Consider the following 22751-nt stretch of genomic DNA (forward strand, 5'->3'; position numbering starts at 1 on the left):
TGCAGCTGCCGCCAACTGCTACTGGCTGCTTGCCTGTTGGCCACTACTGCTGCCGGCTGCCGCTACTGGTGCTGCTGCCGCGCCGGTTGGCGCGCCACAGCTGATACAGATGCTTCGCGCCCGGCCGCACGAAGCGAGCGAGCATCGTGACGAACGGCCGCAGGTCGTCACCCGCGAGCCAGGCCAGCTCGGTCCCGCTCGCCTTCGCCGGTGCGTGCGGCGTCGTATAGCCGCTGCGGCGGTAGGCGAGGAGGGCGGGCAGGTCGATGTTCTCCACGATGTACCGGTGGCCGGCGCGCTGTTCCCCCTCCGGGACGGAGCGGCCGGTCAGGTCGAGGTGCATGGCGCGGACGACGTCCACCCCCGACTCGTTCTCGAAGAGTCGGAACTGGGCGCCCATGCGGGGGTTGAAGTCGAGCAGTTTGTACTGACCGTCGCGCCGGTCGAAGCGCAGGTCGAGGTCGATGACTCCGGTGAAGCCGATCTGTTTGATGAAACGCGCGGCGAGATCCGCGAGTTCCGGATTGTCCACGACATACGCATTTGCCGTCATGCCCGCGTGCGGCGGCCAGGAGCGCACCTTGACGCCGGTGAAGATGGCGAGCGGGGTGGAGTCCCGGTCGAAGTAGGCGTGCACGATCCAGTCCTCGGCCTCCTCCCTCGGCAGGTACTCCTGGAGGATCACGCCGGGGTGCTCGCCCCAGTCACGGGCGAGCGCGAGCAGTCCCTCGCGGGTGGCGATCCTCGTCGTGCCGTTCACCGCGGGCCGGGAGCGCCGTACGAACGCCTCCCGGTTCTTGGCAACGATCGGGAAGCGGGCCTTCTCCGCGAAGTCGACGACGTCGTCGTAGGACTGCGGGAAGGCGGCCGTGGGGCTGGGGATGCCGTGTTCCACGCAGAGTTCGTGCAGCCCCTGCTTGCTGGCCAGTCGGCGCGGCAGCTTCGGATCCACGCGCGGTAACAGGAAACGGTCGGTGAGGGCGTCCTGGTGCTCGGCGATCAGGACGGCGGCCTCCTCATCGGTGGGGATGAGGACGGCGGGACGGCCGATGCGGCGCCCGATGCGCAGCAGTCCCTCGACGAGTCGTTCGGGTTGCTCGGTGCCGGTCGTCGGCCAGACGAACGCGCGTTCCAGATAGCGGGATGCCGCGGCCGGCGTGTATCGGTCCTCCGTGATTGCATACATCGGCACGCCGAGACGGCCGAGACTGCGGATCGCGCCCACCCCGCCGTGATGCAGCGGGTAGGCGCCGAACTTCACGATCAGGCCCGGCACCGCGCGGTCGGCCTCGAAAGGCACACTGCTGGTGCGCTTGGCCACGGGTCCCCCCACGTGTCCCCCCTACGGACCGGACCCACCCCGTCCGTGTCCCCCAAAGGACGCTAAGCCGGAATTGCCTCCTCCGACAAGACCTATTCGGACATTGCGAACTCTTTAGACACTGCCGCTCCCTGCAACTCACCCGTAACCTGTGGCGCGGCCACATGCGAGTACGTACGAGAGTGAGGCAGCACCCCATGCCCCCCTTCGATCTTCCCGAGGGCGACCCCTTCGGCCCGCACAACCTTCCCTACGGCGTCTTCTCGCCCCTCGGCTCGGACGAACGGACCGTCGGCGTCCGCTACGGCGACCAGGTGCTCGACGCGGGCGCCGCTGCCGCCGCGCTCGGCTCGCCGTATGTCTCCCTTCTCGCGCACCCCACCCTCAACCCGCTGCTCGCCGCGGGCCGTACGGCCTGGTCGGACGTCCGGCGCGCGCTGACCGCGTGGGTGACGGTGCCCTCCCACCAGGAGACGATCGCCCCCTTCCTCCACCCGCTCTCCGCGGTGACCCTGCACCTCCCCTTCGAGGTCGCGGACTACGTCGACTTCTACGCCTCCGAGAACCACGCCCGGAACGTCGGCCGCATCTTCCGCCCCGACGCGCCCGACTCCCTGACCCCCAACTGGAAGCATCTGCCCATCGGTTACCACGGCCGCTCGGGCACGATCGTGGTCTCGGACACCGAGGTCGTACGACCGTCCGGGCAGCGCAAGTCCCCGTCCGACCCGGCGCCCGTCTTCGGCCCGTCGATCCGCCTGGACATCGAGGCGGAGGTCGGCTTCGTGGTCGGCACGCCGTCGCGGATGGGCGAACCGGTGGCGCTCGCCGACTTCCGCGAGCACGTCTTCGGACTGTGCCTCCTCAACGACTGGTCGGCTCGCGACATCCAGGCCTGGGAGTACGTCCCCCTCGGCCCGTTCCTCGGCAAGTCCTTCGCCACCTCGGTGTCGGCGTGGATCACCCCGCTGGACGCGCTGGAGGAGGCCCGGACCGCACCGCCCGAGCGCACACACGAACTCCTTCCCTATCTGGACGACTCGGCGGAGGAGCCCGGCGGTTACGACCTGCGGATCTCGGTGGCGATCAACGGCCACGTCGTCTCCGAGCCGCCGTTCTCCACCATGTACTGGACCGCCGCGCAGCAGCTCGCCCAGATGACGGTCAACGGCGCCTCCCTGCGCACCGGCGATCTGTACGGCTCCGGCACGGTCAGCGGGCCCGCGGAACGTGAGCGCGGTTCGCTGCTGGAGCTGACCTGGAACGGGCGGGACGTACTCGAACTCCCGGACGGCAAGCGGACGTTCCTGGAGGACGGGGATGTCGTGACCCTGTCGGCGTGGGCACCGGGCGCGGACGGCACGCGGGTGGGGCTCGGTGAGGTCACCGGGCGGATCGTGGCACGGGGCTGAGGAGGGTCGCGGGTGCTCCCGGTGCTCGCCGTACACCTGACTCCGGCCGCCCGGACAGTCATACTGACGGCGGGCGGGCCCACACCGCGTGCGCTCGCCCTCGGGTACAGCCGCACCCGCACACCTCCCGTTCGTCCTTCTGTCTGTGCCGTTGACCAGGATCCGGAGCCCGTGGCATGACTGTCTGCCTGCTCCTGCTGAGCGTCGTCGCCCTCTCGGCCGCCGTGCCGGTTCCGCGCGCTCTGACCCGGGCCGTGTGGCCCGAGCGGGAACCCGTGGTCGGCCTGTGGGTGTGGCAGTGCCTGGTCGCCACGGTCCTGCTGTGCTGTCTGGGCGCCCTCGTGCTCGGCGCGGCGACCGTCTTCCACACCGTCCGCGACCATGTCTTCGCCCCGGCTCCGCCCGCCGTCACCGCGGCCTACGACCTCTCCGCCGCTCCCGTCTGGGCCGTCGCCCTCACGCTGTCGCTGGCCTGCGGCGCCGCCTGGACGACGGCGATGCTGGCCCGCGAACTCGCCGAGGCCCGCCGTCGGCGCGGTCGGGCCCGCGCCCATCTGCTCGAGCGCGCCCCCGACCTGCCCGCCGGGCTGCCCCCGGCGCGCGGCCCCCTCCTCGTCCTGGAGGACGAGTACCCGGACGCCTGGTGGATGCCGGGCCATCCGCCCCAATTGGTCGTCACCACGGGCGCCCTGCACCGCCTCACCGGACACCAGCTCGACGCGGTCCTCACCCACGAGCGCGGTCACGCCCGCGCCCACCACGACTGGCTGCTGCATCTGTCGACCGCGCTGGCCTCCGGTTTCCCGCGCGTCCCGCTGTTCGCCCACTTCTGCGACCAGACCCACCGGCTGGTGGAACTCGCCGCCGACGACACCGCCTCCCGCCAATGCGGCCACCTCACCACCGCGCTGGCACTGATCGAGCTGAACAACCACCGCGGCGTCCTCTCCTGCGCCTCCAGCCACCGCCTCCTCGGCGAACGCGTCGACCGCCTCCTGGACCCCCGCCCCCGCCTGGGCCGCCGTCGCCGGGCCCTGACGACGACGGTGGCGGCACTGGTCCCCCTGCTGCCCCTGCTGATCGTGTTCGCGCCGGGACTGACGGCGCTGAGCTGATGCCCATGGGCCACGGCCCACAGGACGCATCCCTCTGCCCCTCCCCTCGGCTGACAACCCGGGGCTGACGACAGCCGACGCCCCCGACGCCCTGGTTCGCGTCGCCGCCTACGGTGCCCTGGGCACCACCGGCTGCCCGGTGCCCCTCGCGACCCGAGCCGTAGACGCCATGACGGACGCGGCCTGGCAGGTCCGAGCCGGTGCCGCCACGGCGCTGTCCGCCGCGGCCCCCGAAACCGCGGTCCCTGCCCTGGCCAAGACCCTGGCCGACCCGAACGCCGACGTACGCAAGGCGGCCGTCCTCGCCCTGCCCCGGCACCGCACCACCGACGCCCGCGCAGCCCACGCCACTGCGACCACCGACTCGGACACGGACACGGACGTCAGGGCGTACGCGACGCGCGCTGTGGCGGAGCAGAGGAGGGTCCGTCCGTTCGGCTCCCCCTCAACTCAGACCGGCTAAATCCAGTCCTCGGGCTCCGGCTCCGCGTCCATCTCCGGCCAGTAGTCCGCGCCGGGGTCGACATCCTTCGCCGCTCGGCCCGTTGCAGGTGCCGACGGCTGTGCCGGCACCTGCACCTGCACCTGCACCTCGGCCGGAGCCACAGCCGGCGCCTCGCCCAGCGAAGCCAGCACCCCGATCACGCCCTCCCCGTACGTCACGAGCTTCTTCTCGCCGACCCCGCTGATGTCGCCCAACTGCCCCACCGACGTGGGCCACACCGTCGCGATCTCCCGGAGCGTGGCGTCATGGAAGATGACGTACGCCGGGACTCCCTGCTCACGGGCCTGTTCCGCACGCCAGGCGCGCAGGGCCTCGAAGGCGGGCTGCAACGACTCGGGCAACTCCACCGCCGCGGCCTTCGCCTTGCGCTCACCCCGGCCGGAGGACGACGACCGCGAAGCCGCCGGCTTCTTCGGTTCCTTGCGCAGCGGCACCTCCCGCTCGCGCCGCAGCACCGTGCCGCTCGCCTCGGTGAGCACCAGCGTGCCGTACTCCCCCTCGACCGCGAGCAGCCCCTGTGCCAGCAACTGCCGTACGACGCCCCGCCATTCGCCCTCGGCCAGGTCCTCGCCGATACCGAACACGGACAGCTGGTCGTGGTCGAACTGGATCACCTTGGCCGTCCGCCGCCCCATGAGGATGTCGACGATCTGCACCGCGCCGAACTTCTGGCCCCGCTCGCGCTGCAGCCGCACCACCGTCGACAGCACCTTCTGCGCGGCGACCGTGCCGTCCCAGGTCTCCGGCGGGGTGAGGCAGGTGTCGCAGTTGCCGCAGGCCGCCGCGTCCGGGTCCTGCCCGAAGTAGGCGAGCAGTTGGCCGCGCCGGCACTGGGCGGTCTCGCAGAGCGCGAGCATGGCCTCCAGGTGGGCGGCGGCGCGGCGCCGGAACGCCTCGTCGCCCTCGCTGGACTGGATCATCTTGCGCTGCTGTATGACGTCGTTCAGGCCGTAGGCCATCCAGGCCGTGGACGGCATTCCGTCACGACCGGCGCGGCCCGTCTCCTGGTAGTAGCCCTCGACGGACTTGGGCAGATCGAGGTGGGCGACGAACCGTACGTCCGGCTTGTCGATGCCCATGCCGAATGCGATGGTCGCGACGACGATCAGGCCGTCCTCGCGCAGGAACCGGGACTGGTGTGCCGCGCGGGTGCCCGAGTCGAGGCCCGCGTGGTACGGCACCGCCTCGATGCCGTTGCGGGACAGGAACTCGGCGGTCGCCTCGACCGACTTGCGCGAGAGGCAGTACACGATGCCCGCGTCGCCCGCGTGCTCCTCGCGCAGGAAACTCAGCAACTGTTTCTTGGGGTCGGCCTTCGGCACGATCCGGTACTGGATGTTGGGCCGGTCGAAGCTCGCCACGAAGTGCCGGGCGTCCGGCATCTTCAGCCGCTGGGTGATCTCCTTGTGCGTGGCGTCCGTGGCCGTCGCCGTGAGCGCGATCCTCGGGACGTCCGGCCAGCGCTCGCCCAGGAGCGAGAGGGAGAGATAGTCCGGGCGGAAGTCGTGGCCCCACGAGGACACGCAGTGCGCCTCGTCGATCGCGAACACCGAGATCTTGCCGCGCGAGAGCAGGTCCAGGGTGGAGTCGAGCCGCAGCCGCTCCGGGGCGAGATAGATCAGGTCCAGCTCACCGGCGAGGAACTCCGCCTCGGCCACGCGCCGCTCGTCGAAGTCCTGCGTCGAGTTCATGAACCCGGCGCGCACACCCAGCGCCCGCAGCGCGTCCACCTGGTCCTGCATCAGCGCGATGAGCGGGGAGACGACAACGCCCGTACCGGGTCTGACCAGCGACGGAATCTGGTAGCACAGCGACTTGCCGCCACCGGTCGGCATGAGGACCACGGCGTCGCCGCCGGCCACCACATGCTCGATGACCTCTTCCTGCGCGCCGCGGAAGCTGTCGTAGCCGAAGACGCGGTGGAGCGTGGCCAGTGCCTCGCTCTCGCCGTGTGCCGTCGGCGTCCGTACTTCGGTCGTCACAACCGTCCCGCCCATCCCGTGCATCGCTCGTCCCCCGTACGTCGTCCCTCGACCACTGCGTCCACGATAGGGCTCCGCGCTGACAGCGTCGGAGTTATCCACAGGCCGGCGGCGGTGACCGGGTGTGGTCAGTCGAATGGCTCCCGTCACATGGCGCGACCGGTACGGCCGGAACATGCTGCTCGGGCGGGCCGGGGCAGGTCCGCCACGCCACCGAACGGACGGCGCGCCGTGTGCGCGGACGCCTCCCGAAGTCCAAGGAGCCCCACCATGTTCCCTCGGCCCCCGTCCTCCCGGCCCCTGCGGGGCGCCGTCAAGACCGCCGTCGCGGTGGCGACTGCCGCGGCCTTCGCGCTGACGGCCGCTCCGGCCCAGGCCGCTTCCGACCCCGACCCGTCCGTGTGGACCACGCTGAGCAAGACGTACCGGGCCACCTCGAAGTACGGGTACGAGGCGTTCGCCGCGGGCGGCGGATACGTACGCACCGACACTTGCGCCGACGACCTGGCCGAGGGTGGCATGGGCTACCACTACGTCAACTACAAGAACATCGATTCACTCGATCCGGCGAAGCCGGCGGCCCTGCTGTACGCGGACGGGACCGACTTCGTCGAAGGGCGCCAGCTCGTCGCGGTCGAGTGGGTGGTGAAGGACTCGGGGCAGGCGGCGCCGACGCTGTTCGGGCAGACCTTCCAGAAGGACCAGCTCCCGGGCTACTTCACCCTCCACGCCTGGATCTACAAGCCCAATCCCAAGGGCCTGTTCGCACCCTGGAACCCCGAGGTCGTCTGCCCGAAGGCCTGACCGCGCATGCACGAAGGCCCCGGCCCCCACGAGGGGAACCGGGGCCTTCGGCCTGCCCTCAGCGAACAAAGACTCCCGCCTGGTTCGCCAGGTCCAGGAAGTACTGCGGGGCCACACCGAGGACGAGCGTGGCCGCCACGGCCACCCCGATCGTCGCCATGGTCAGCGGGGACGGGACCGCGACGGTGGGGCCGTCGGGCCTCGGCTCGCTGAAGAACATGAGCACGATCACGCGGATGTAGAAGAACGCCGCGATGGCGGAGGAGAGCACACCGACCACGACCAGCGGCGCCGCGCCGCCGGCCGCCGCCGCCTTGAACACGGCGAACTTCCCGGCGAAGCCGGCCGTCAGCGGGATGCCCGCGAAGGACAGCAGGAACACCGCGAAGACTGCCGCGACCAGCGGCGACCTCCGCCCGAGCCCGGCCCACTTCGACAGGTGCGTCGCCTCGCCGCCCGCGTCCCGTACGAGGGTGACGACCGCGAAGGCGCCGATCGTCACGAACGAGTAGGCGCCCAGGTAGAAGAGCACGGACGAGACGCCGTCCCGGGTGGTCGCGATGACGCCGGCGAGGATGAAGCCCGCGTGCGCGATCGACGAGTACGCCAGGAGCCGCTTGATGTCGGTCTGGGTGATCGCGACGATCGCGCCGCCCAGCATCGTGATGATCGCGACGCCCCACATGACGGGCCGCCAGTCCCAGCGCAGGCCCGGCAGCACGACGTAGAGGAGCCGGAGCAGCGCTCCGAAGGCGGCCACCTTGGTCGCGGCGGCCATGAAGCCGGTGACCGGGGTCGGCGCGCCCTGGTAGACGTCGGGCGTCCACATGTGGAACGGGACCGCGCCCACCTTGAAGAGCAGCCCCATGACGATCATCGCGCCGCCGATGAGCAGCAGCGCGTCGTTGCCCATGGTGTCCGCGAGGGCCGGGTTGATGTTGGTGATGGAGCCGTCGACGACCTGCGCGATCGTGGCGTACGACATCGAGCCCGCGTAGCCGTAGAGCAGCGCGATGCCGAACAGCGTGAACGCGGAGGCGAAGGCGCCCAGGAGGAAGTACTTGACCGCGGCCTCCTGCGACAGGAGCCGCTTGCGGCGGGCCAGGGCGCACAGGAGGTAGAGCGGGAGGGAGAAGACCTCCAGGGCCACGAACAGGGTCAACAGGTCGTTGGCGGACGGGAAGACCAGCATTCCGGAGACCGCGAAGAGCAGGAGCGGGAAGACCTCCGTGGTGGTGAAGCCGGCCTTGACCGCGGCCTTCTCGCTGTCACTGCCGGGCACCGACGCGCCCTGCGCGGCGAAGGAGTCGACCCTGTTGCCGTGCGCCTCCGGGTCGAGGCGCCGCTCGGCGAAGGTGAACAGGCCGACCAGTCCGGAGAGCAGGATCACGCCCTGGAGGAACAGGGACGGTCCGTCCACCGCGATCGCGCCCATTGCCGCGATGTGCGCCTTGGTGGTGCCGTACCCGTCCGCCGCGAGCGCCACGACCGCCGCGAAGGCGGCGCAGAGCGCCACGACCGACACGAACACCTGGGCGTAGTAACGGGACTTGCGTGGGACGAACGCCTCGACCAGTACCCCGATGAGCGCCGCGCCGAGGATGATCAAGGTGGGCGACAATTGCCCGTACTCGATCTTCGGTGCGGGGATCTTCGAGATCGGGTCCGCGGCTGCCGCCGTTGTCCACAGGCTGTGGACGGCTGTTGCGCTCACTTGGCCGCCTCCACCGAGGGCTTGGGATCCTTCTTGTGTACGTCGGACAGGGTCTGCTTGACCGACGGGTTCACGATGTCCGTGACCGGCTTCGGGTAGACGCCCAGGAAGATCAGCAGCACGATCAGCGGGGCGACGACCAGGAGTTCACGCGGTCGCAGGTCCGGCATCGCGGCGACCTCGGGCTTCACCGGGCCGGTCATCGTCCGCTGGTACAGGACCAGGGTGTAGAGCGCGGCGAGGACGATGCCGAAGGTCGCGATGATCCCGATCGCCGGGTAGCGCGTGAACGTGCCGACCAGGACCAGGAACTCACTCACGAAGGGCGCGAGTCCCGGCAGCGACAGGGTCGCCAGGCTGCCGATCAGGAAGGTGCCGGCGAGCACCGGGGCCACCTTCTGCACCCCTCCGTAGTCGGCGATCAGGCGCGAGCCGCGGCGCGAGATCAGGAAACCGGCGACCAGCATCAACGCGGCCGTGGAAATACCGTGGTTGACCATGTAGAGCGTCGCGCCGGACTGGCCCTGGCTGGTCATCGCGAAGATGCCCAGGATGATGAACCCGAAGTGCGAGATCGACGCGTACGCCACCAGCCGCTTGATGTCCCGCTGCCCGACCGCGAGCAGCGCCCCGTAGATGATGCTGATCAGGGCGAGGACGAGGATGACGGGTGTCGCCCACTTGCTGGCCTCCGGGAAGAGCTGGAGGCAGAAGCGGAGCATCGCGAAGGTGCCCACCTTGTCGACCACCGCCGTGATGAGCACGGCGACCGGTGCGGTGGACTCCTGCATGGCGTTGGGCAGCCAGGTGTGCAGCGGCCACAGCGGCGCCTTCACCGCGAAGGCGAAGAAGAAGCCCAGGAACAGCCAGCGTTCGGTGTTGGTCGCCATGTGCAGCGAGCCGTTGGCCCGCGCCTGTGCGATCTCCGTGAGCGAGAAGTTCCCGGCCACCACGTAGAGGCCGATCACGGCCGCCAGCATGATGAGCCCGCCGACCAGGTTGTAGAGCAGGAACTTGACGGCTGCGTACGACCGTTGGGTGGCCGCCGCCTCGTCGCCGTGCTCGTGGGCCCGGTCTCCGAAGCCGCCGATGAGGAAGTACATCGGGATCAGCATGGCTTCGAAGAAGATGTAGAAGAGGAAGACGTCGGTGGCCTCGAAGGAGATGATCACCATCGCCTCCACCGCAAGGATGAGGGCGAAGAAGCCCTGGGTGGGCCGCCAGCGCTTGCTGCCGGTCTCCAGGGGGTCGGCGTCGTGCCAGCCGGCCAGGATCACGAACGGGATCAGCAGGGCGGTGAGCGCGATGAGCGCGACCGCGATGCCGTCCACGCCGAGTTCGTAGCGGACTCCGAAGTCGGCGATCCAGGCGTGGGACTCGGTGAGTTGGTAGCGGTCGCCGCCCGGGTCGAAGCGCACCAGGACGACGATGCCCAGCGCGAGCGTCGCCAGCGAGACGGACAGCGCCAGCCATTTCGCGGCGGTGCGCCGGGCGGCCGGGACGGCGGCCGTGGCGACCGCCCCGAGGGCCGGGAGCGCCGCCGTCGCTGTCAGGAGGGGAAAGGACATCGGTATCAGACCGCCCTCATCAGCAGGGTCGCGGCGACGAGGATGGCCGCACCGCCGAACATCGAGACCGCGTACGACCGCGCGTAGCCGTTCTGCAGCTTGCGCAGCCTTCCGGAGAGGCCGCCCATGGAGGCCGCCGTGCCGTTGACGACGCCGTCGACCAGGGTGTGGTCGACGTAGACCAGGGAGCGGGTGAGGTGCTCGCCGCCGCGCACCAGGACGACGTGGTTGAAGTCGTCCTGGAGGAGGTCGCGGCGGGCGGCCCGGGTGAGCAGCGAGCCGCGCGGGGCGACGGCCGGGACCGGACGGCGCCCGTACTGCGCCCAGGCGATCGCCACGCCGACGATCAGCACGGCCATGGTCGCCAGGGTGACCGTGAGGGCGCTGACCGGGGAGTTGCCCTCCTCGTGGCCGGTGATGGGTTCCAGCCAGTGCAGGAAGCGGTTCCCGATCCCGAAGAAGGCACCTGCAAAGACCGATCCGAAGGCCAGCACGATCATCGGGATCGTCATCGTCTTCGGGGACTCGTGCGGGTGCGGCTCGTTGCCGTTCTCGTCGGGCTGCCAGCGCTTCTCGCCGAAGAACGTCATCAGCATCACGCGCGTCATGTAGAACGCCGTGATGGCCGCGCCCAGCAGGGCCGCGCCGCCGAGGATCCAGCCCTCGGTGCCGCCCTTCGCGAAGGCCGCCTCGATGATCTTGTCCTTGGAGAAGAAGCCGGACAGGCCGGGGAAACCGATGATGGCGAGGTAGCCGAGGCCGAAGGTGATGAAGGTGACCGGCATGTACTTCCTGAGGCCGCCGTACTTCCTCATGTCGACCTCGTCGTTCATGCCGTGCATGACCGAACCGGCGCCGAGGAACAGCCCGGCCTTGAAGAAGCCGTGCGTCACCAGGTGCATGATCGCGAAGACGTAACCGATGGGGCCGAGGCCCGCGGCAAGCACCATGTAGCCGATCTGCGACATGGTCGAGCCGGCCAGCGCCTTCTTGATGTCGTCCTTCGCGCAACCGACGATCGCACCGAACAGGAGCGTGACGGCACCGACGACGGTGACGACGAGCTGTGCGTCGGGCGCCGCGTTGAAGATCGCTCCGGAGCGGACGATCAGGTACACGCCCGCGGTCACCATGGTCGCCGCGTGGATGAGGGCCGAGACCGGGGTCGGGCCCTCCATCGCGTCGCCGAGCCAGGACTGCAGCGGCACCTGGGCGGACTTGCCGCAGGCGGCGAGCAGCAGCATCAGGGCGATGCCGGTGAGCTTGCCCTCGGAGGCGTCGCCGACGTGGCTGAGGACCGGCCCGAAGGCGAAGGTCCCGAACGTCGTGAACATCAGCATGATGGCGATCGACAGGCCCATGTCGCCGACCCGGTTGACCAGGAAGGCCTTCTTCGCGGCGGTGGCCGCGCTGGGCTTGTGCTGCCAGAAGCCGATCAGCAGGTAGGACGCCAGACCGACACCCTCCCAACCGACGTACAGGAGGAGGTAGTTGTCGGCGAGGACGAGGATCAGCATCGCCGCGAGGAACAGGTTCAGATAGCCGAAGAAGCGGCGGCGGCGCTCGTCGTGCTCCATGTACCCGACCGAGTACAGGTGGATGAGCGAGCCGACACCGGTGATCAGCAGGACGAAGGTCATCGACAGCTGGTCGAGGCGGAAGGTGACGTCCGCCTGGAAGCCCTCGACGGGGACCCAGGTCCACAGGTGCTGGATGAGCGTCCGGTGCTCGGCGTTCTTCCCCAGCAGGTCGGTGAAGAGGACGACACCGATCACGAAGGAGGCGGACGACAGGAGCGTGCCGATCCAGTGGCCGACGGCATCGAGCCGCCGGCCGCCGCACAGCAGTACGACCGCTCCGAGCAGAGGCGCCGCTACCAGCAGCGCAATCAGGTTCTCCACGATTCAGCGACCCCTCAGAGCTTCATCAGGCTGGCGTCGTCGACCGAGGCCGAGTGGCGGGAACGGAACAGCGACACGATGATCGCGAGCCCGACCACGACCTCCGCGGCGGCGACGACCATCGTGAAGAAGGCGATGACCTGACCGTCGAGGTTGCCGTGCATCCGGGAGAAGGTGACGAACGCGAGGTTGCACGCGTTGAGCATCAGCTCGATGCACATGAAGACGACGATCGCGTTCCGCCTGATCAGTACGCCGGTGGCGCCGATCGTGAACAACAGGGCGGAGAGATAGAGGTAGTTGACGGGGTTCATTTCGACGCCTCCTCGGTCCGCTTGAGGTTCGCCGGCTCGATCGGGGTCCGCTCCAGGCGCTCCTCGGCGCGCTGCTCCAGGGCCCGCAGATCGTTCAGCGCCTCGCTGGACACGTCACGGATCTGACCGCGGTCACGGAGCGTCTTGCTGACCGTGAGCTCGGACGGGGTGCCGTCGGGCAGCAGGCCCTGGACGTCCACCGCGTTGTGCCGGGCGTAGACGCCGGGGGCCGGGAGCGGCGGGACGTGCTTGCCCTCGCGGACGCGCTGCTCGGACAGCTCGCGCTGGGTCTTGGGCCGCTCGGCGCGCTCGCGGTGCGTGAGCACCATGGCGCCGACGGCGGCCGTGATCAGCAGGGCGCCGGTGATTTCGAAGGCGAACACGTACTTGGTGAAGATGAGGGCGGCCAGTCCCTGCACGTTGCCGTTCGCGTTGGCCGTGCTCAGGCCGTCGAACTGGTTGAGGGAGGCGTTGCCGATGCCCGCGACCAGCAGGATGCCGAAGCCGAGCCCGCAGAGAAGGGCCAGCCAGCGCTGGCCCTTGATGGTCTCCGTCAGGGAGTCGGCGGCCGTGACGCCGACCAGCATCACCACGAAGAGGAACAGCATCATGATCGCGCCGGTGTAGACGACGATCTGGACGACGCCCAGGAAGTAGGCGCCGTTGGCGAGGTAGAACACCGCCAGGATGATCATGGTCCCGGCGAGCGAGAGGGCACTGTGCACGGCCCTCTTCATGAGGATGGTGGACAGGGCGCCGATCACCGCGACCGTGCCGAGGACCCAGAACTGGAATGCCTCGCCGGTGGAGGTGGAGTAGGCGGCGGCGAGCTGGGGGCTCATGCTTCCACCCCCTCTTCCTTCGGCTTCTCGCCCTTGGAGACGGCGACTTGGGGCACCGTGCCGGGTGCGGCCTCCGTCACCAGGCCCCGGTAGTAGTCCTGTTCGTCCATCCCCGGGTAGATGGCGTGCGGGCTGTCGACCATGGTGTCGTCGAGGCCGGCCAGCAGCTGTTCCTTGGTGTAGATGAGGTTGGCGCGGCTGCTGTCGGCCAGTTCGAACTCGTTGGTCATCGTCAACGCGCGCGTGGGGCACGCCTCGATGCACAGGCCGCACAGGATGCAGCGGGCGTAGTTGATCTGGTAGACGCGGCCGTACCGCTCGCCCGGCGAGTAGCGCTCCTCGTCGGTGTTGTCGGCGCCCTCCACATAGATGGCGTCGGCGGGGCAGGCCCAGGCGCACAGCTCGCAGCCGACGCACTTCTCCAGGCCGTCCGGATGGCGGTTGAGCTGGTGCCGTCCGTGGAACCGGGGGGCTGTGGTCTTCTGCTGCTCCGGGTACTGCTCGGTCAGCCGCTTCTTGAACATGGCCTTGAAGGTCACGCCGAAGCCGGCCACGGGGTTCTGGAAACCGGGTGTGGTCTCCTTGGGCTCCTCAGCCATCGGACGCCTCCTTTCCATCCAGAGATCCGTCACTGCCAGTATCCGGACCACCACTGACAATCAGCTCCCGCTCGCGTCGCGAGGGGCGCCGAGGCACCGGCGGCAACTCCTGTCCCGGCAGCGGCGGTACGGGGAATCCGCCCGCCATCGCGTCGAACCCGGCGGGTTCCTCGGCCAGTAGCGCGTCCTCCTTGGCCTTCTGGCGGAACATGTCCGCGATGAAGGACAGCAACAGCAGGGCGAGCACACCGCCGACGATGTAGAGGGTGATGTCGGCGAAGTCGTAGTTCTGGTTCCTGAGGGTCCGTACGGTCGCGACGAGCATCAGCCAGACCACGGAGACCGGGATGAGCACCTTCCAGCCGAGCTTCATCAACTGGTCGTAGCGCACGCGCGGGAGCGTGCCGCGCAGCCAGATGAAGAAGAACAGCAGCAGCTGGACCTTGATGACGAACCAGAGCATCGGCCACCAGCCGTGGTTCGCGCCCTCCCAGAAGGAGCTGATCGGCCACGGGGCCCGCCAGCCGCCCAGGAAGAGCGTGGTCGACACCGCGGAGACCGTCACCATGTTCACGTACTCGGCGAGCATGAAGAGCGCGAACTTGATGGACGAGTACTCGGTGTTGAAGCCGCCGACCAGGTCGCCCTCGGACTCCGGCATGTCGAAGGGGGCGCGGTTGGTCTCGCCGATCATCGTGACGACGTAGATGATGAAGGAGACCGGCAGCAGCACGATGTACCAGCGGTCGTGCTGTTGTTCAACGATCGTCGACGTGGACATCGACCCGGAGTAGAGGAACACCGAGGCGAACGCGGCGCCCATGGCGATCTCGTAGGAGATCATCTGCGCGCAGGAGCGCAGGCCGCCCAGGAGCGGGTAGGTGGAGCCGGAGCTCCAGCCCGCCAGGACGATGCCGTAGATGCCGACCGAGGCGACCGCGAGGATGTAGAGCATCGCGATCGGGAGGTCGGTGAGCTGCATCGTGGTGCGGTGGCCGAAGATCGACACCTCGTTGTCGGCCGGTCCGAAGGGGATGACCGCGATCGCCATGAAGGCCGGGATGGCTGCGACGACCGGCGCGAGGACGTAGACCACCTTGTCGGCGCGCTTGACGATGAGGTCTTCCTTGAGCATCAGCTTCACGCCGTCGGCGAGCGACTGGAGCATGCCCCAGGGGCCGTGCCGGTTGGGGCCGATGCGCAGCTGCATCCAGGCGACGACCTTGCGTTCCCAGACGATCGAGAACAGCACGGTGATCATCAGGAAGGCGAAGCAGAACACCGCCTTGACGACGACCAGCCACCAAGGGTCGCGGCCGAACAGCGAGAGGTCTTCCGCGGCGAGGTACAGATTGCTCATGCCTCCACCTCCTTGGGGGCCTCGCCCGCGAGCGTGGCCGGGCCGATGCGGACGAGTGCGCCAGGCAGCGCCCCGGTGTCGGAGGCGACGCCCCCGCCGGTGGAGTTCAGCGGGAGCCAGACCACGCGGTCGGGCATCTCCGTGATCAGCAGCGGGAGTTCGACGGTTCCGGAGGCGCCGGTCACGGCGAGGGTGTCGCCGTCCTTGACACCCGCCTCGGCGGCGGTGGCGGCCGACACGCGCGCGTGGGCGGCGTGCCGGGTGCCGGCGAGTGCGTCGTCGCCCTCCTGGAGGGCGCCCTGGTCGAGCAGCAGCCGGTGCCCGGCGAGCACGGCCTCCCCGGCGGCCGGCCGGGGCAGCACGCCCGCGGTCTCCAGCGGTTCGGTGGCCCGCACTCCGTCCCAGGCGCCCAGCCGGTCCAACTCCGCGCGCACGGTGCGCAGATCGGGCAGTCCCAGGTGGACGTCCATGGCGTCGGCCAGCATGTGCAGGACGCGCGCGTCGGTGGGGGCGAGGGTGCGGGTCATCTGGTCGGGCTTGAGCGCGGCGTCGAAGAAGCGCACCCTGCCCTCCCAGTTGAGGAAGGCGCCCGCCTTCTCGGCGACCGCGGCGACCGGAAGGACCACGTCGGCGTGTTCGGTGATCTCGCTGGGCCGCAGTTCGAGCGAGACCAGGAAGCCGACTTCGTCGAGTGCCGCACGCGTGCGTGCCGGGTCGGGCAGGTCGCCCGGCTCGACACCGGCGACGAGCAGCGCCCGCAGTTCACCACCGGCGGCGGCCTCGACGATCTGGCCGGCGTCGCGGCCGTAGCGGTGCGGGAGTTCGGCGACACCCCAGGCGGCGGCGACCTCCTCACGCGCGCGTGGATCGGTCGCCGGACGCCCGCCCGGCAGCAGTGAGGGCAGCGCCCCCGCCTCGATCGCGCCGCGTTCCCCAGCCCGGCGCGGAATCCACACCAGCCGGGCACCGGTCGCGGACGCGGCCCGTACGGCGGCGGTGAGGCCCCCGGCGACGGCGGCCAGCCGCTCGCCGACGACGATCACCGCGCCCTCGGTGCGCAGCGCCTCGGAGGCTCGGGCTCCGTCGTCCTCCAGCCCGACCCCGCTCGCGAGCGCGTCCAGCCATTCGGTCTCGGTGCCGGGAGCGGCCGGCAGCAGTGTGCCCCCCGCCTTCTCCAGGCCCCGCGTGGCGAACGTGGCCAGCGAGAACACCCGCTGCCCGTGCGTGCGGGAGGCCTTGCGCAGCCGCAGGAAGACGCCGGGCGCCTCCTCCTCGGACTCGAACCCGACCAGCAGTACGGCGGGCGCCTTCTCCAGGGAGGTGTACGTGACGCCGTTGCCGTCGAGGTCCCGGCCGCGGCCCGCGACCCGGGCGGCCAGGAAGTCGGCCTCCTCGCTGCTGTGCACACGCGCGCGGAAGTCGATGTCGTTGGTGTCGAGCGCCACGCGCGCGAACTTGCTGTACGCGTAGGAGTCCTCGATGGTGAGCCGGCCACCGGTCAGGACGCCGGTGCGGCCCCGCGAGGCGAGCAGTCCCTGGGCGGCGATCTGGAGCGCCTCCGGCCAGGAGGCGGGGACGAGTTCGCCCTCGGGGTTGCGGATCAATGGTGTCTGCAGCCGGTCGCGCTGCTGCGCGTAACGGAAGGCGAAGCGCCCCTTGTCGCAGATCCACTCCTCGTTGACCTCGGGGTCCGAGGCCGCCAGACGCCGCATGACCTTGCCGCGCCGGTGGTCGGTGCGGGTCGCGCAGCCCCCGGAGCAGTGCTCGCACACGGAGGGCGTGGAGACCAGGTCGAAGGGGCGGGAGCGGAATCGGTACGCCGCCGAGGTCAGCGCGCCCACCGGGCAGATCTGGATGGTGTTCCCGGAGAAGTACGACTCGAAGGGGTCGCCCTCACCGGTACCGATCTGCTGGAGCGCGCCCCGTTCGAGCATCTCGATCATCGGGTCGCCCGCGATCTGGTTGGTGAAGCGGGTGCAGCGGGCGCACAGCACGCACCGCTCGCGGTCGAGCAGCACCTGGGTGGAGATCGGCACGGGCTTCTCGTAGGTCCGCTTCTTGCCGTCGAAGCGGGACTCGGCGGTGCCGTGCGACACGGACTGGTTCTGCAGCGGGCACTCGCCGCCCTTGTCGCAGACCGGGCAGTCCAGCGGGTGGTTGATGAGGAGGAACTCCATCACACCGTGCTGGGACTTCTCGGCGACCGGCGAGGTGAGCTGGGTCTTGACGACCATCCCGTCCGTGCAGGTGATCGTGCAGGACGCCATCGGCTTGCGCTGGCCCTCGACCTCGACGATGCACTGGCGGCAGGCGCCGACCGGGTCGAGGAGAGGGTGGTCGCAGAACCGGGGGATCTCGATGCCGAGTTGTTCGGCGGCCCGGATGACCAGGGTGCCCTTGGGCACGCTGATCTCGGCGCCGTCGATCGTCAGCGAGACGAGATCCTCCGGCGGGACCGCCGCCTCTCCCCCACCCGAGGGAGCGCTCGTGGTCACCGTCATGCGTTCACCTCCGTGCGGTCGGCCCAGGCCGTGGACTTGGCCGGGTCGAAGGGACAGCCCCGGCCCGTGATGTGCTCCTCGTACTCCTCACGGAAGTACTTGAGCGAGGAGAAGATCGGCGAGGCGGCGCCGTCGCCGAGGGCGCAGAAGGCCTTGCCGTTGATGTTGTCGGCGATGTCGTTCAGCTTGTCGAGGTCGGACATCTTGCCCTTGCCGGCCTCGATGTCGCGCAGCAACTGCACGAGCCAGTACGTCCCTTCGCGGCACGGGGTGCACTTGCCGCAGGACTCGTGGGCGTAGAACTCGGTCCAGCGGGTGACGGCACGCACGACGCAGGTCGTCTCGTCGAAACACTGCAGAGCTTTTGTGCCGAGCATGGAACCCGCGGCCCCCACTCCTTCGTAATCAAGAGGGACGTCGAGGTGCTCGTCGGTGAACATCGGCGTGGAAGAACCGCCAGGCGTCCAGAACTTGAGGCGGTGCCCGGCGCGCATCCCGCCGCTCATGTCGAGCAGTTGGCGGAGTGTGATGCCGAGCGGCGCCTCGTACTGACCGGGGCTGGTGACATGGCCGCTGAGCGAGTAGAGCGTGAAGCCCGGAGACTTCTCGCTGCCCATCGACCTGAACCACTCCTTGCCTTTTTGCAGAATCGCGGGAACCGACGCGATCGACTCGACGTTATTCACCACAGTCGGGCACGCATAGAGGCCCGCGACGGCAGGGAAAGGGGGACGGAGCCGCGGTTGACCACGGCGGCCTTCGAGCGAGTCGAGCAGTGCGGTCTCCTCACCGCAGATGTACGCGCCCGCACCCGCGTGCACGGTGAGCTGCAGGTCCAGGCCACTGCCCAGGATGTTCTCGCCGAGGTAGCCCGCCGCGTAGGCCTCGCGCACGGCCTCGTGCAACCGCCGCAATACGGGGACGACTTCACCACGCAGATAGATGAAGGCATGCGAAGACCTGATGGCGTAACACGCGATGACAATGCCCTCGATGAGGCTGTGCGGGTTCGCGAAGAGGAGCGGGATGTCCTTACAGGTTCCGGGCTCCGACTCGTCGGCGTTGACAACTAGATAGTGCGGTTTTCCATCCCCTTGGGGAATGAATTGCCATTTCAGTCCGGTGGGGAAGCCGGCGCCACCGCGACCGCGCAGACCGGAGTCCTTCACATACGCGATGAGGTCGTCCGGGGACATCGCGAGCGCCTTGCGGAGCCCCTCGTATCCCTCGTGCCTTCGGTACGTGTCCAGAGTCCAGGACTCGTCCTCGTCCCAGAAGGCCGACAGCACGGGTGCGAGCAGCTTCTCGGGGCTGTGGTCTTTCAGTTCGGGTGCCAAGGTCATCACTCCCCCTCCTCGGCGACAGGCCCCGCCGGGTGGGCGGGGTCGGAGGCCGACGTGTCCTGCGGCGCATCGTGCGAACTGAGGTGCTCGGCCGGCGACTGGTCCTGCGGCGCACCGGAGCCGCGCGGATGGACCACGCGCGCGGGTGCGCTCTCTCCCCTGGCCAGGCGGAGGCCCACCAGCGACGCGGGTCCCGCACCGCCGCTTGCCTCGACGGCCCCGGGCCGCTCGTCGGGGAAGCCGGCGAGGATCCGCGCGGTCTCCTTGAAGGTGCACATCGGCGCCCCGCGCGTGGGCTCCACGGATGCGCCCGAGCGCAGATCGTCGACGAGGCGCCGGGCACTGGCAGGGGTCTGGTTGTCGAAGAACTCCCAGTTGACCATCACCACCGGCGCGAAGTCGCAGGCCGCGTTGCACTCGATGTGCTCCAGGGTGACCTTGCCGTCGTCGGTGGTCTCACCGTTGCCGACGCCCAGGTGCTCCTGGAGGGACTCGAAGATCGCGTCGCCGCCCATCACCGCGCACAGCGTGTTGGTGCAGACCCCGACCTGGTAGTCGCCGCTCGGGCGGCGCCGGTACATCGTGTAGAAGGTCGCGACGGCGGCGACCTCGGCCGTGGTCAGCTCCAGCAGGTCCGCGCAGAACTGCTGCCCCGTGCGCGTGACATGGCCTTCCTCCGCCTGCACGAGGTGCAGCAACGGCAGGAGGGCCGAGCGGGAGTCCGGGTAGCGGGCGATGATCTCCCGCCCGTCGGCCTCCAGCCGGGCCCGGACGTCGTCCGGGTAAGCGGGCGCGGGCAGTTGGGGCATGCCCAGGCTGACGCCTTGCTCCGAAGAACTGGTGGTCACCGGTCGACGCCTCCCATCACGGGGTCGATGGACGCGACGGCGACGATGACGTCGGCGACCTGGCCGCCCTCGCACATCGCCGCCATGGCCTGAAGGTTGGTGAAGGACGGGTCCCTGAAGTGGACCCGGTAGGGGCGGGTGCCTCCGTCGGACACGGCGTGCACCCCGAGTTCGCCCTTGGGCGACTCGACCGCCGCGTACGCCTGTCCCGGCGGTACGCGGAAGCCCTCGGTCACCAGCTTGAAGTGGTGGATCAGGGCCTCCATGGAGGTGCCCATGATCTGCTTGATGTGGTCGAGCGAGTTACCCAACCCGTCCGGCCCGAGCGCGAGTTGGGCGGGCCAGGCGATCTTCTTGTCGGCGACCATGACCGGGCCGGGCTGCAGCCGGTCCAGACATTGCTCGACGATCCTGAGCGACTGACGCATCTCCTCAAGCCGGATGAGGAAGCGGCCGTAGGAGTCGCAGGTGTCGGCGGTCGGGATGTCGAAGTCGTACGTCTCGTAGTCGCAGTACGGCTGCGACTTGCGCAGATCGTGCGGCAGTCCGGTGGAGCGCAGGATCGGGCCGGTGGCGCCGAGGGCCATGCAGCCGGCCAGGTCGAGGTAACCGACGTCCTGCATACGGGCCTTGAAGATGGGGTTCCCGGTGGCGAGCTTGTCGTACTCGGGGAGGTTCTTCTTCATCTTCTTGACGAACTCGCGGATGTGGTCCACCGCGCCGGGCGGCAGGTCCTGGGCGAGTCCGCCGGGGCGGATGTACGCGTGGTTCATCCGCAGGCCCGTGATGAGCTCGTAGATGTCGAGAATCATTTCACGATCACGGAATCCGTAGATCATGATCGTGGTGGCGCCGAGTTCCATGCCGCCGGTGGCGATGCACACCAGGTGGGAGGAGAGCCGGTTCAGCTCCATCAGGAGCACCCGGATGATCTTCGCCCGCTCGGTGATCTGGTCCTCTACGCCGAGGAGTTTCTCGACGGCGAGACAGTAGGCGGTCTCGTTGAAGAAGGACGTCAGATAGTCCATGCGCGTCACGAACGTGGTGCCCTGCGTCCACGTGCGGTACTCGAGGTTCTTCTCGATACCGGTGTGCAGGTAGCCGATGCCGCAGCGGGCCTCGGTGACCGTCTCGCCGTCGATCTCCAGGATCAGGCGGAGCACACCGTGCGTGGAGGGGTGCTGGGGCCCCATGTTGACGACGATGCGCTCGTCGTCGGCCCGGGCCGCGGACTGGACGACCTCGTCCCAGTCGCCGCCGGTGACCGTATATACGGTGCCCTCGGTGGTTTCCCGGGCGGATGCTGACTGCGTGCTCACGAGTACGACCTCCGCTGGTCCGGAGCCGGGATCTGGGCGCCCTTGTACTCGACGGCGATGCCGCCGAGGGGGTAGTCCTTGCGCTGCGGGTGGCCCGGCCAGTCGTCCGGCATCATGATCCGCGTCAGGGCCGGGTGACCGTCGAAGACGATGCCGAAGAAGTCGTAGGTCTCGCGCTCGTGCCAGTCGTTGGTCGGATAGACCGCGACCAGGGACGGAATGTGCGGATCGCTGTCCGGGGCGCTGACTTCGAGGCGGATCAGCCGGTTGTGGGTGATCGAGCGCAGGTGGTAGACGGCGTGCAGTTCGCGGCCCTTGTCGTGGAGATAGTGGACCGCGCTCACCCCCGTGCAGAGTTCGAAGCGCAGGGCCGGGTCGTCGCGCAGGGTCTGGGCGACGCGGACCAGGTGCTCGCGTTCGATGTGGAAGGTGAGTTCACCGCGGTCGACGATCGTCTTCTCGATCGCGTTGCCGGGCAGCAGGCCCTGTTCCTCCAGGGCGCCCTCCAGTTCGTCGGCGACCTCGTCGAACCAGCCGCCGTAGGGCCGGCTGGTGGCTCCCGGGAGGCGGACCGAGCGGACCAGACCGCCGTAGCCGGAGGTGTCGCCGCCGTTGTTGGCGCCGAACATGCCGCGCTGGACGCGGATCTCCTCACCGCCGTCGCCGCGCTGGCCGGGAAGGTTGGAGGCTCCGAGGTCCTTCTCGGGGCTGACTCCGTTGGTGCCGTTCGCGTCGCTCACCGCAGCAGGCCCTTCATCTCGATGGTGGGCAGTGCCTTGAGCGCCGCCTCCTCCGCCTCGCGGGCCGCTTCCTCGGCGTTCACGCCGAGCTTGGAGGACTGGATCTTCTGGTGGAGCTTGAGGATCGCGTCCATCAGCATCTCGGGCCGTGGCGGGCAGCCCGGGAGATAGATGTCGACCGGGACGATGTGGTCGACGCCCTGCACGATCGCGTAGTTGTTGAACATGCCGCCCGACGAGGCGCAGACCCCCATGGAGATCACCCACTTGGGGTTCGGCATCTGGTCGTAGACCTGCCGCAGCACGGGCGCCATCTTCTGGCTGACCCGGCCCGCGACGATCATCAGGTCCGCCTGGCGGGGTGATCCGCGGAAGACCTCCATGCCGAAGCGCGCCAGGTCGTACCGTCCGGCGCCGGTCGTCATCATCTCGATGGCGCAGCAGGCAAGTCCGAACGTGGCCGGGAAGACGGACGCCTTGCGCACCCAGCCCGCGGCCTGCTCGACGGTGGTGAGCAGGAAGCCGCTCGGCAGCTTTTCTTCGAGTCCCATGAGTTAAAGGCC

Annotated in this window: 18 protein-coding genes and 1 pseudogene; 4 read left to right on the forward strand and 15 right to left on the reverse strand. The window is 69.3% G+C overall.

Annotated features, from left to right (window positions below; genetic code table 11):
- Positions 1-43: 43 nt before the first annotated feature.
- Complete coding sequence (locus AB0I51_RS08865; RefSeq protein WP_362972815.1) at positions 44-1321, reverse strand: ATP-grasp domain-containing protein; 1278 nt, start codon at positions 1319-1321, stop codon at positions 44-46.
- 197 nt (positions 1322-1518) lie between these two features.
- Here AB0I51_RS08865 and fahA point away from each other — a divergent pair, with 197 nt between their 5' ends.
- From fahA to AB0I51_RS08880, 3 genes and pseudogenes are all read left to right on the forward strand, one after another.
- Positions 1519-2733, forward strand: coding sequence for a fumarylacetoacetase (gene fahA, locus AB0I51_RS08870; RefSeq protein WP_362972817.1), 1215 nt, complete (start codon positions 1519-1521; stop codon positions 2731-2733).
- 176 nt (positions 2734-2909) lie between these two features.
- Positions 2910-3848 (forward strand): M56 family metallopeptidase, encoded by a 939-nt coding sequence (locus AB0I51_RS08875; RefSeq protein ID WP_362972819.1) that lies wholly within the window; start codon positions 2910-2912, stop codon positions 3846-3848.
- Positions 3849-3924: 76 nt separating this feature from the next.
- Positions 3925-4311 (forward strand): annotated as a pseudogene (locus tag AB0I51_RS08880) (HEAT repeat domain-containing protein); the annotation flags it as partial.
- On the opposite strand, the gene recQ reads toward AB0I51_RS08880, so the two are convergent.
- A complete protein-coding gene (gene recQ / locus AB0I51_RS08885; RefSeq protein ID WP_362972821.1) occupies positions 4308-6350 on the reverse strand; it encodes a DNA helicase RecQ in 2043 nt (680 codons plus the stop codon). The pseudogene AB0I51_RS08880 and the gene recQ sit on opposite strands and share 4 nt — an antisense overlap.
- 255 nt (positions 6351-6605) lie before the next feature.
- Here recQ and AB0I51_RS08890 point away from each other — a divergent pair, with 255 nt between their 5' ends.
- Positions 6606-7139 carry a hypothetical protein gene (locus AB0I51_RS08890; protein ID WP_362972823.1) on the forward strand — a complete coding sequence of 178 codons (534 nt, stop codon included), beginning with the start codon at positions 6606-6608 and terminating at the stop codon, positions 7137-7139.
- Positions 7140-7197: 58 nt separating this feature from the next.
- On the opposite strand, the gene nuoN is transcribed toward AB0I51_RS08890, so the two are convergent.
- Genes nuoN through AB0I51_RS08955 form a run of 13 tightly spaced genes read right to left on the reverse strand, consistent with a single transcriptional unit; the run spans position 7198 to position 22739 of the window.
- The gene (gene nuoN / locus AB0I51_RS08895; RefSeq protein ID WP_359608973.1) at positions 7198-8853 is read right to left on the reverse strand and encodes an NADH-quinone oxidoreductase subunit NuoN; all 1656 of its coding nucleotides are present in this window, start codon (positions 8851-8853) and stop codon (positions 7198-7200) included.
- The gene (locus AB0I51_RS08900) at positions 8850-10421 is read right to left on the reverse strand and encodes an NADH-quinone oxidoreductase subunit M (protein WP_362972825.1); all 1572 of its coding nucleotides are present in this window, start codon (positions 10419-10421) and stop codon (positions 8850-8852) included. The genes nuoN and AB0I51_RS08900 overlap by 4 nt, the downstream gene beginning before the upstream one ends.
- A gap of 5 nt (positions 10422-10426) precedes the next feature.
- Complete coding sequence (gene nuoL / locus AB0I51_RS08905) at positions 10427-12322, reverse strand: NADH-quinone oxidoreductase subunit L (protein WP_362972827.1); 1896 nt, start codon at positions 12320-12322, stop codon at positions 10427-10429.
- A 14-nt stretch (positions 12323-12336) separates the two neighbouring features.
- Positions 12337-12636, reverse strand: a complete 300-nt coding sequence (gene nuoK, locus AB0I51_RS08910) for an NADH-quinone oxidoreductase subunit NuoK (protein ID WP_016437642.1) — start codon at positions 12634-12636, stop codon at positions 12337-12339.
- Positions 12633-13478, reverse strand: a complete 846-nt coding sequence (locus AB0I51_RS08915; protein ID WP_362972830.1) for an NADH-quinone oxidoreductase subunit J — start codon at positions 13476-13478, stop codon at positions 12633-12635. Before AB0I51_RS08915 ends, nuoK begins: the two co-directional genes overlap by 4 nt.
- Positions 13475-14077 carry an NADH-quinone oxidoreductase subunit NuoI gene (gene nuoI / locus AB0I51_RS08920; RefSeq protein WP_362972832.1) on the reverse strand — a complete coding sequence of 201 codons (603 nt, stop codon included), beginning with the start codon at positions 14075-14077 and terminating at the stop codon, positions 13475-13477. Before nuoI ends, AB0I51_RS08915 begins: the two co-directional genes overlap by 4 nt.
- Positions 14070-15437 (reverse strand): NADH-quinone oxidoreductase subunit NuoH, encoded by a 1368-nt coding sequence (nuoH, locus tag AB0I51_RS08925; protein WP_362972834.1) that lies wholly within the window; start codon positions 15435-15437, stop codon positions 14070-14072. Before nuoH ends, nuoI begins: the two co-directional genes overlap by 8 nt.
- A complete protein-coding gene (locus AB0I51_RS08930; protein WP_362972836.1) occupies positions 15434-17938 on the reverse strand; it encodes an NADH-quinone oxidoreductase subunit G in 2505 nt (834 codons plus the stop codon). The genes nuoH and AB0I51_RS08930 overlap by 4 nt, the downstream gene beginning before the upstream one ends.
- Complete coding sequence (nuoF, locus tag AB0I51_RS08935) at positions 17935-19284, reverse strand: NADH-quinone oxidoreductase subunit NuoF (RefSeq protein WP_362972838.1); 1350 nt, start codon at positions 19282-19284, stop codon at positions 17935-17937. Before nuoF ends, AB0I51_RS08930 begins: the two co-directional genes overlap by 4 nt.
- Entirely contained in the window at positions 19281-20129 is an 849-nt protein-coding gene (gene nuoE, locus AB0I51_RS08940) for an NADH-quinone oxidoreductase subunit NuoE (protein ID WP_362972840.1), read from the reverse strand. The genes nuoF and nuoE overlap by 4 nt, the downstream gene beginning before the upstream one ends.
- On the reverse strand, positions 20126-21448 hold the full coding sequence (locus AB0I51_RS08945; RefSeq protein WP_362972842.1) for an NADH-quinone oxidoreductase subunit D: 1323 nt from the start codon (positions 21446-21448) through the stop codon (positions 20126-20128). Before AB0I51_RS08945 ends, nuoE begins: the two co-directional genes overlap by 4 nt.
- Positions 21445-22188, reverse strand: a complete 744-nt coding sequence (locus AB0I51_RS08950) for an NADH-quinone oxidoreductase subunit C (RefSeq protein ID WP_362972844.1) — start codon at positions 22186-22188, stop codon at positions 21445-21447. The genes AB0I51_RS08945 and AB0I51_RS08950 overlap by 4 nt, the downstream gene beginning before the upstream one ends.
- Entirely contained in the window at positions 22185-22739 is a 555-nt protein-coding gene (locus AB0I51_RS08955) for an NADH-quinone oxidoreductase subunit B (protein WP_007383964.1), read from the reverse strand. The genes AB0I51_RS08950 and AB0I51_RS08955 overlap by 4 nt, the downstream gene beginning before the upstream one ends.
- Positions 22740-22751 lie beyond the last annotated feature (12 nt).

This window comes from Streptomyces sp. NPDC050549, assembly GCF_040655035.1.
Lineage (GTDB): Bacteria > Actinomycetota > Actinomycetes > Streptomycetales > Streptomycetaceae > Streptomyces.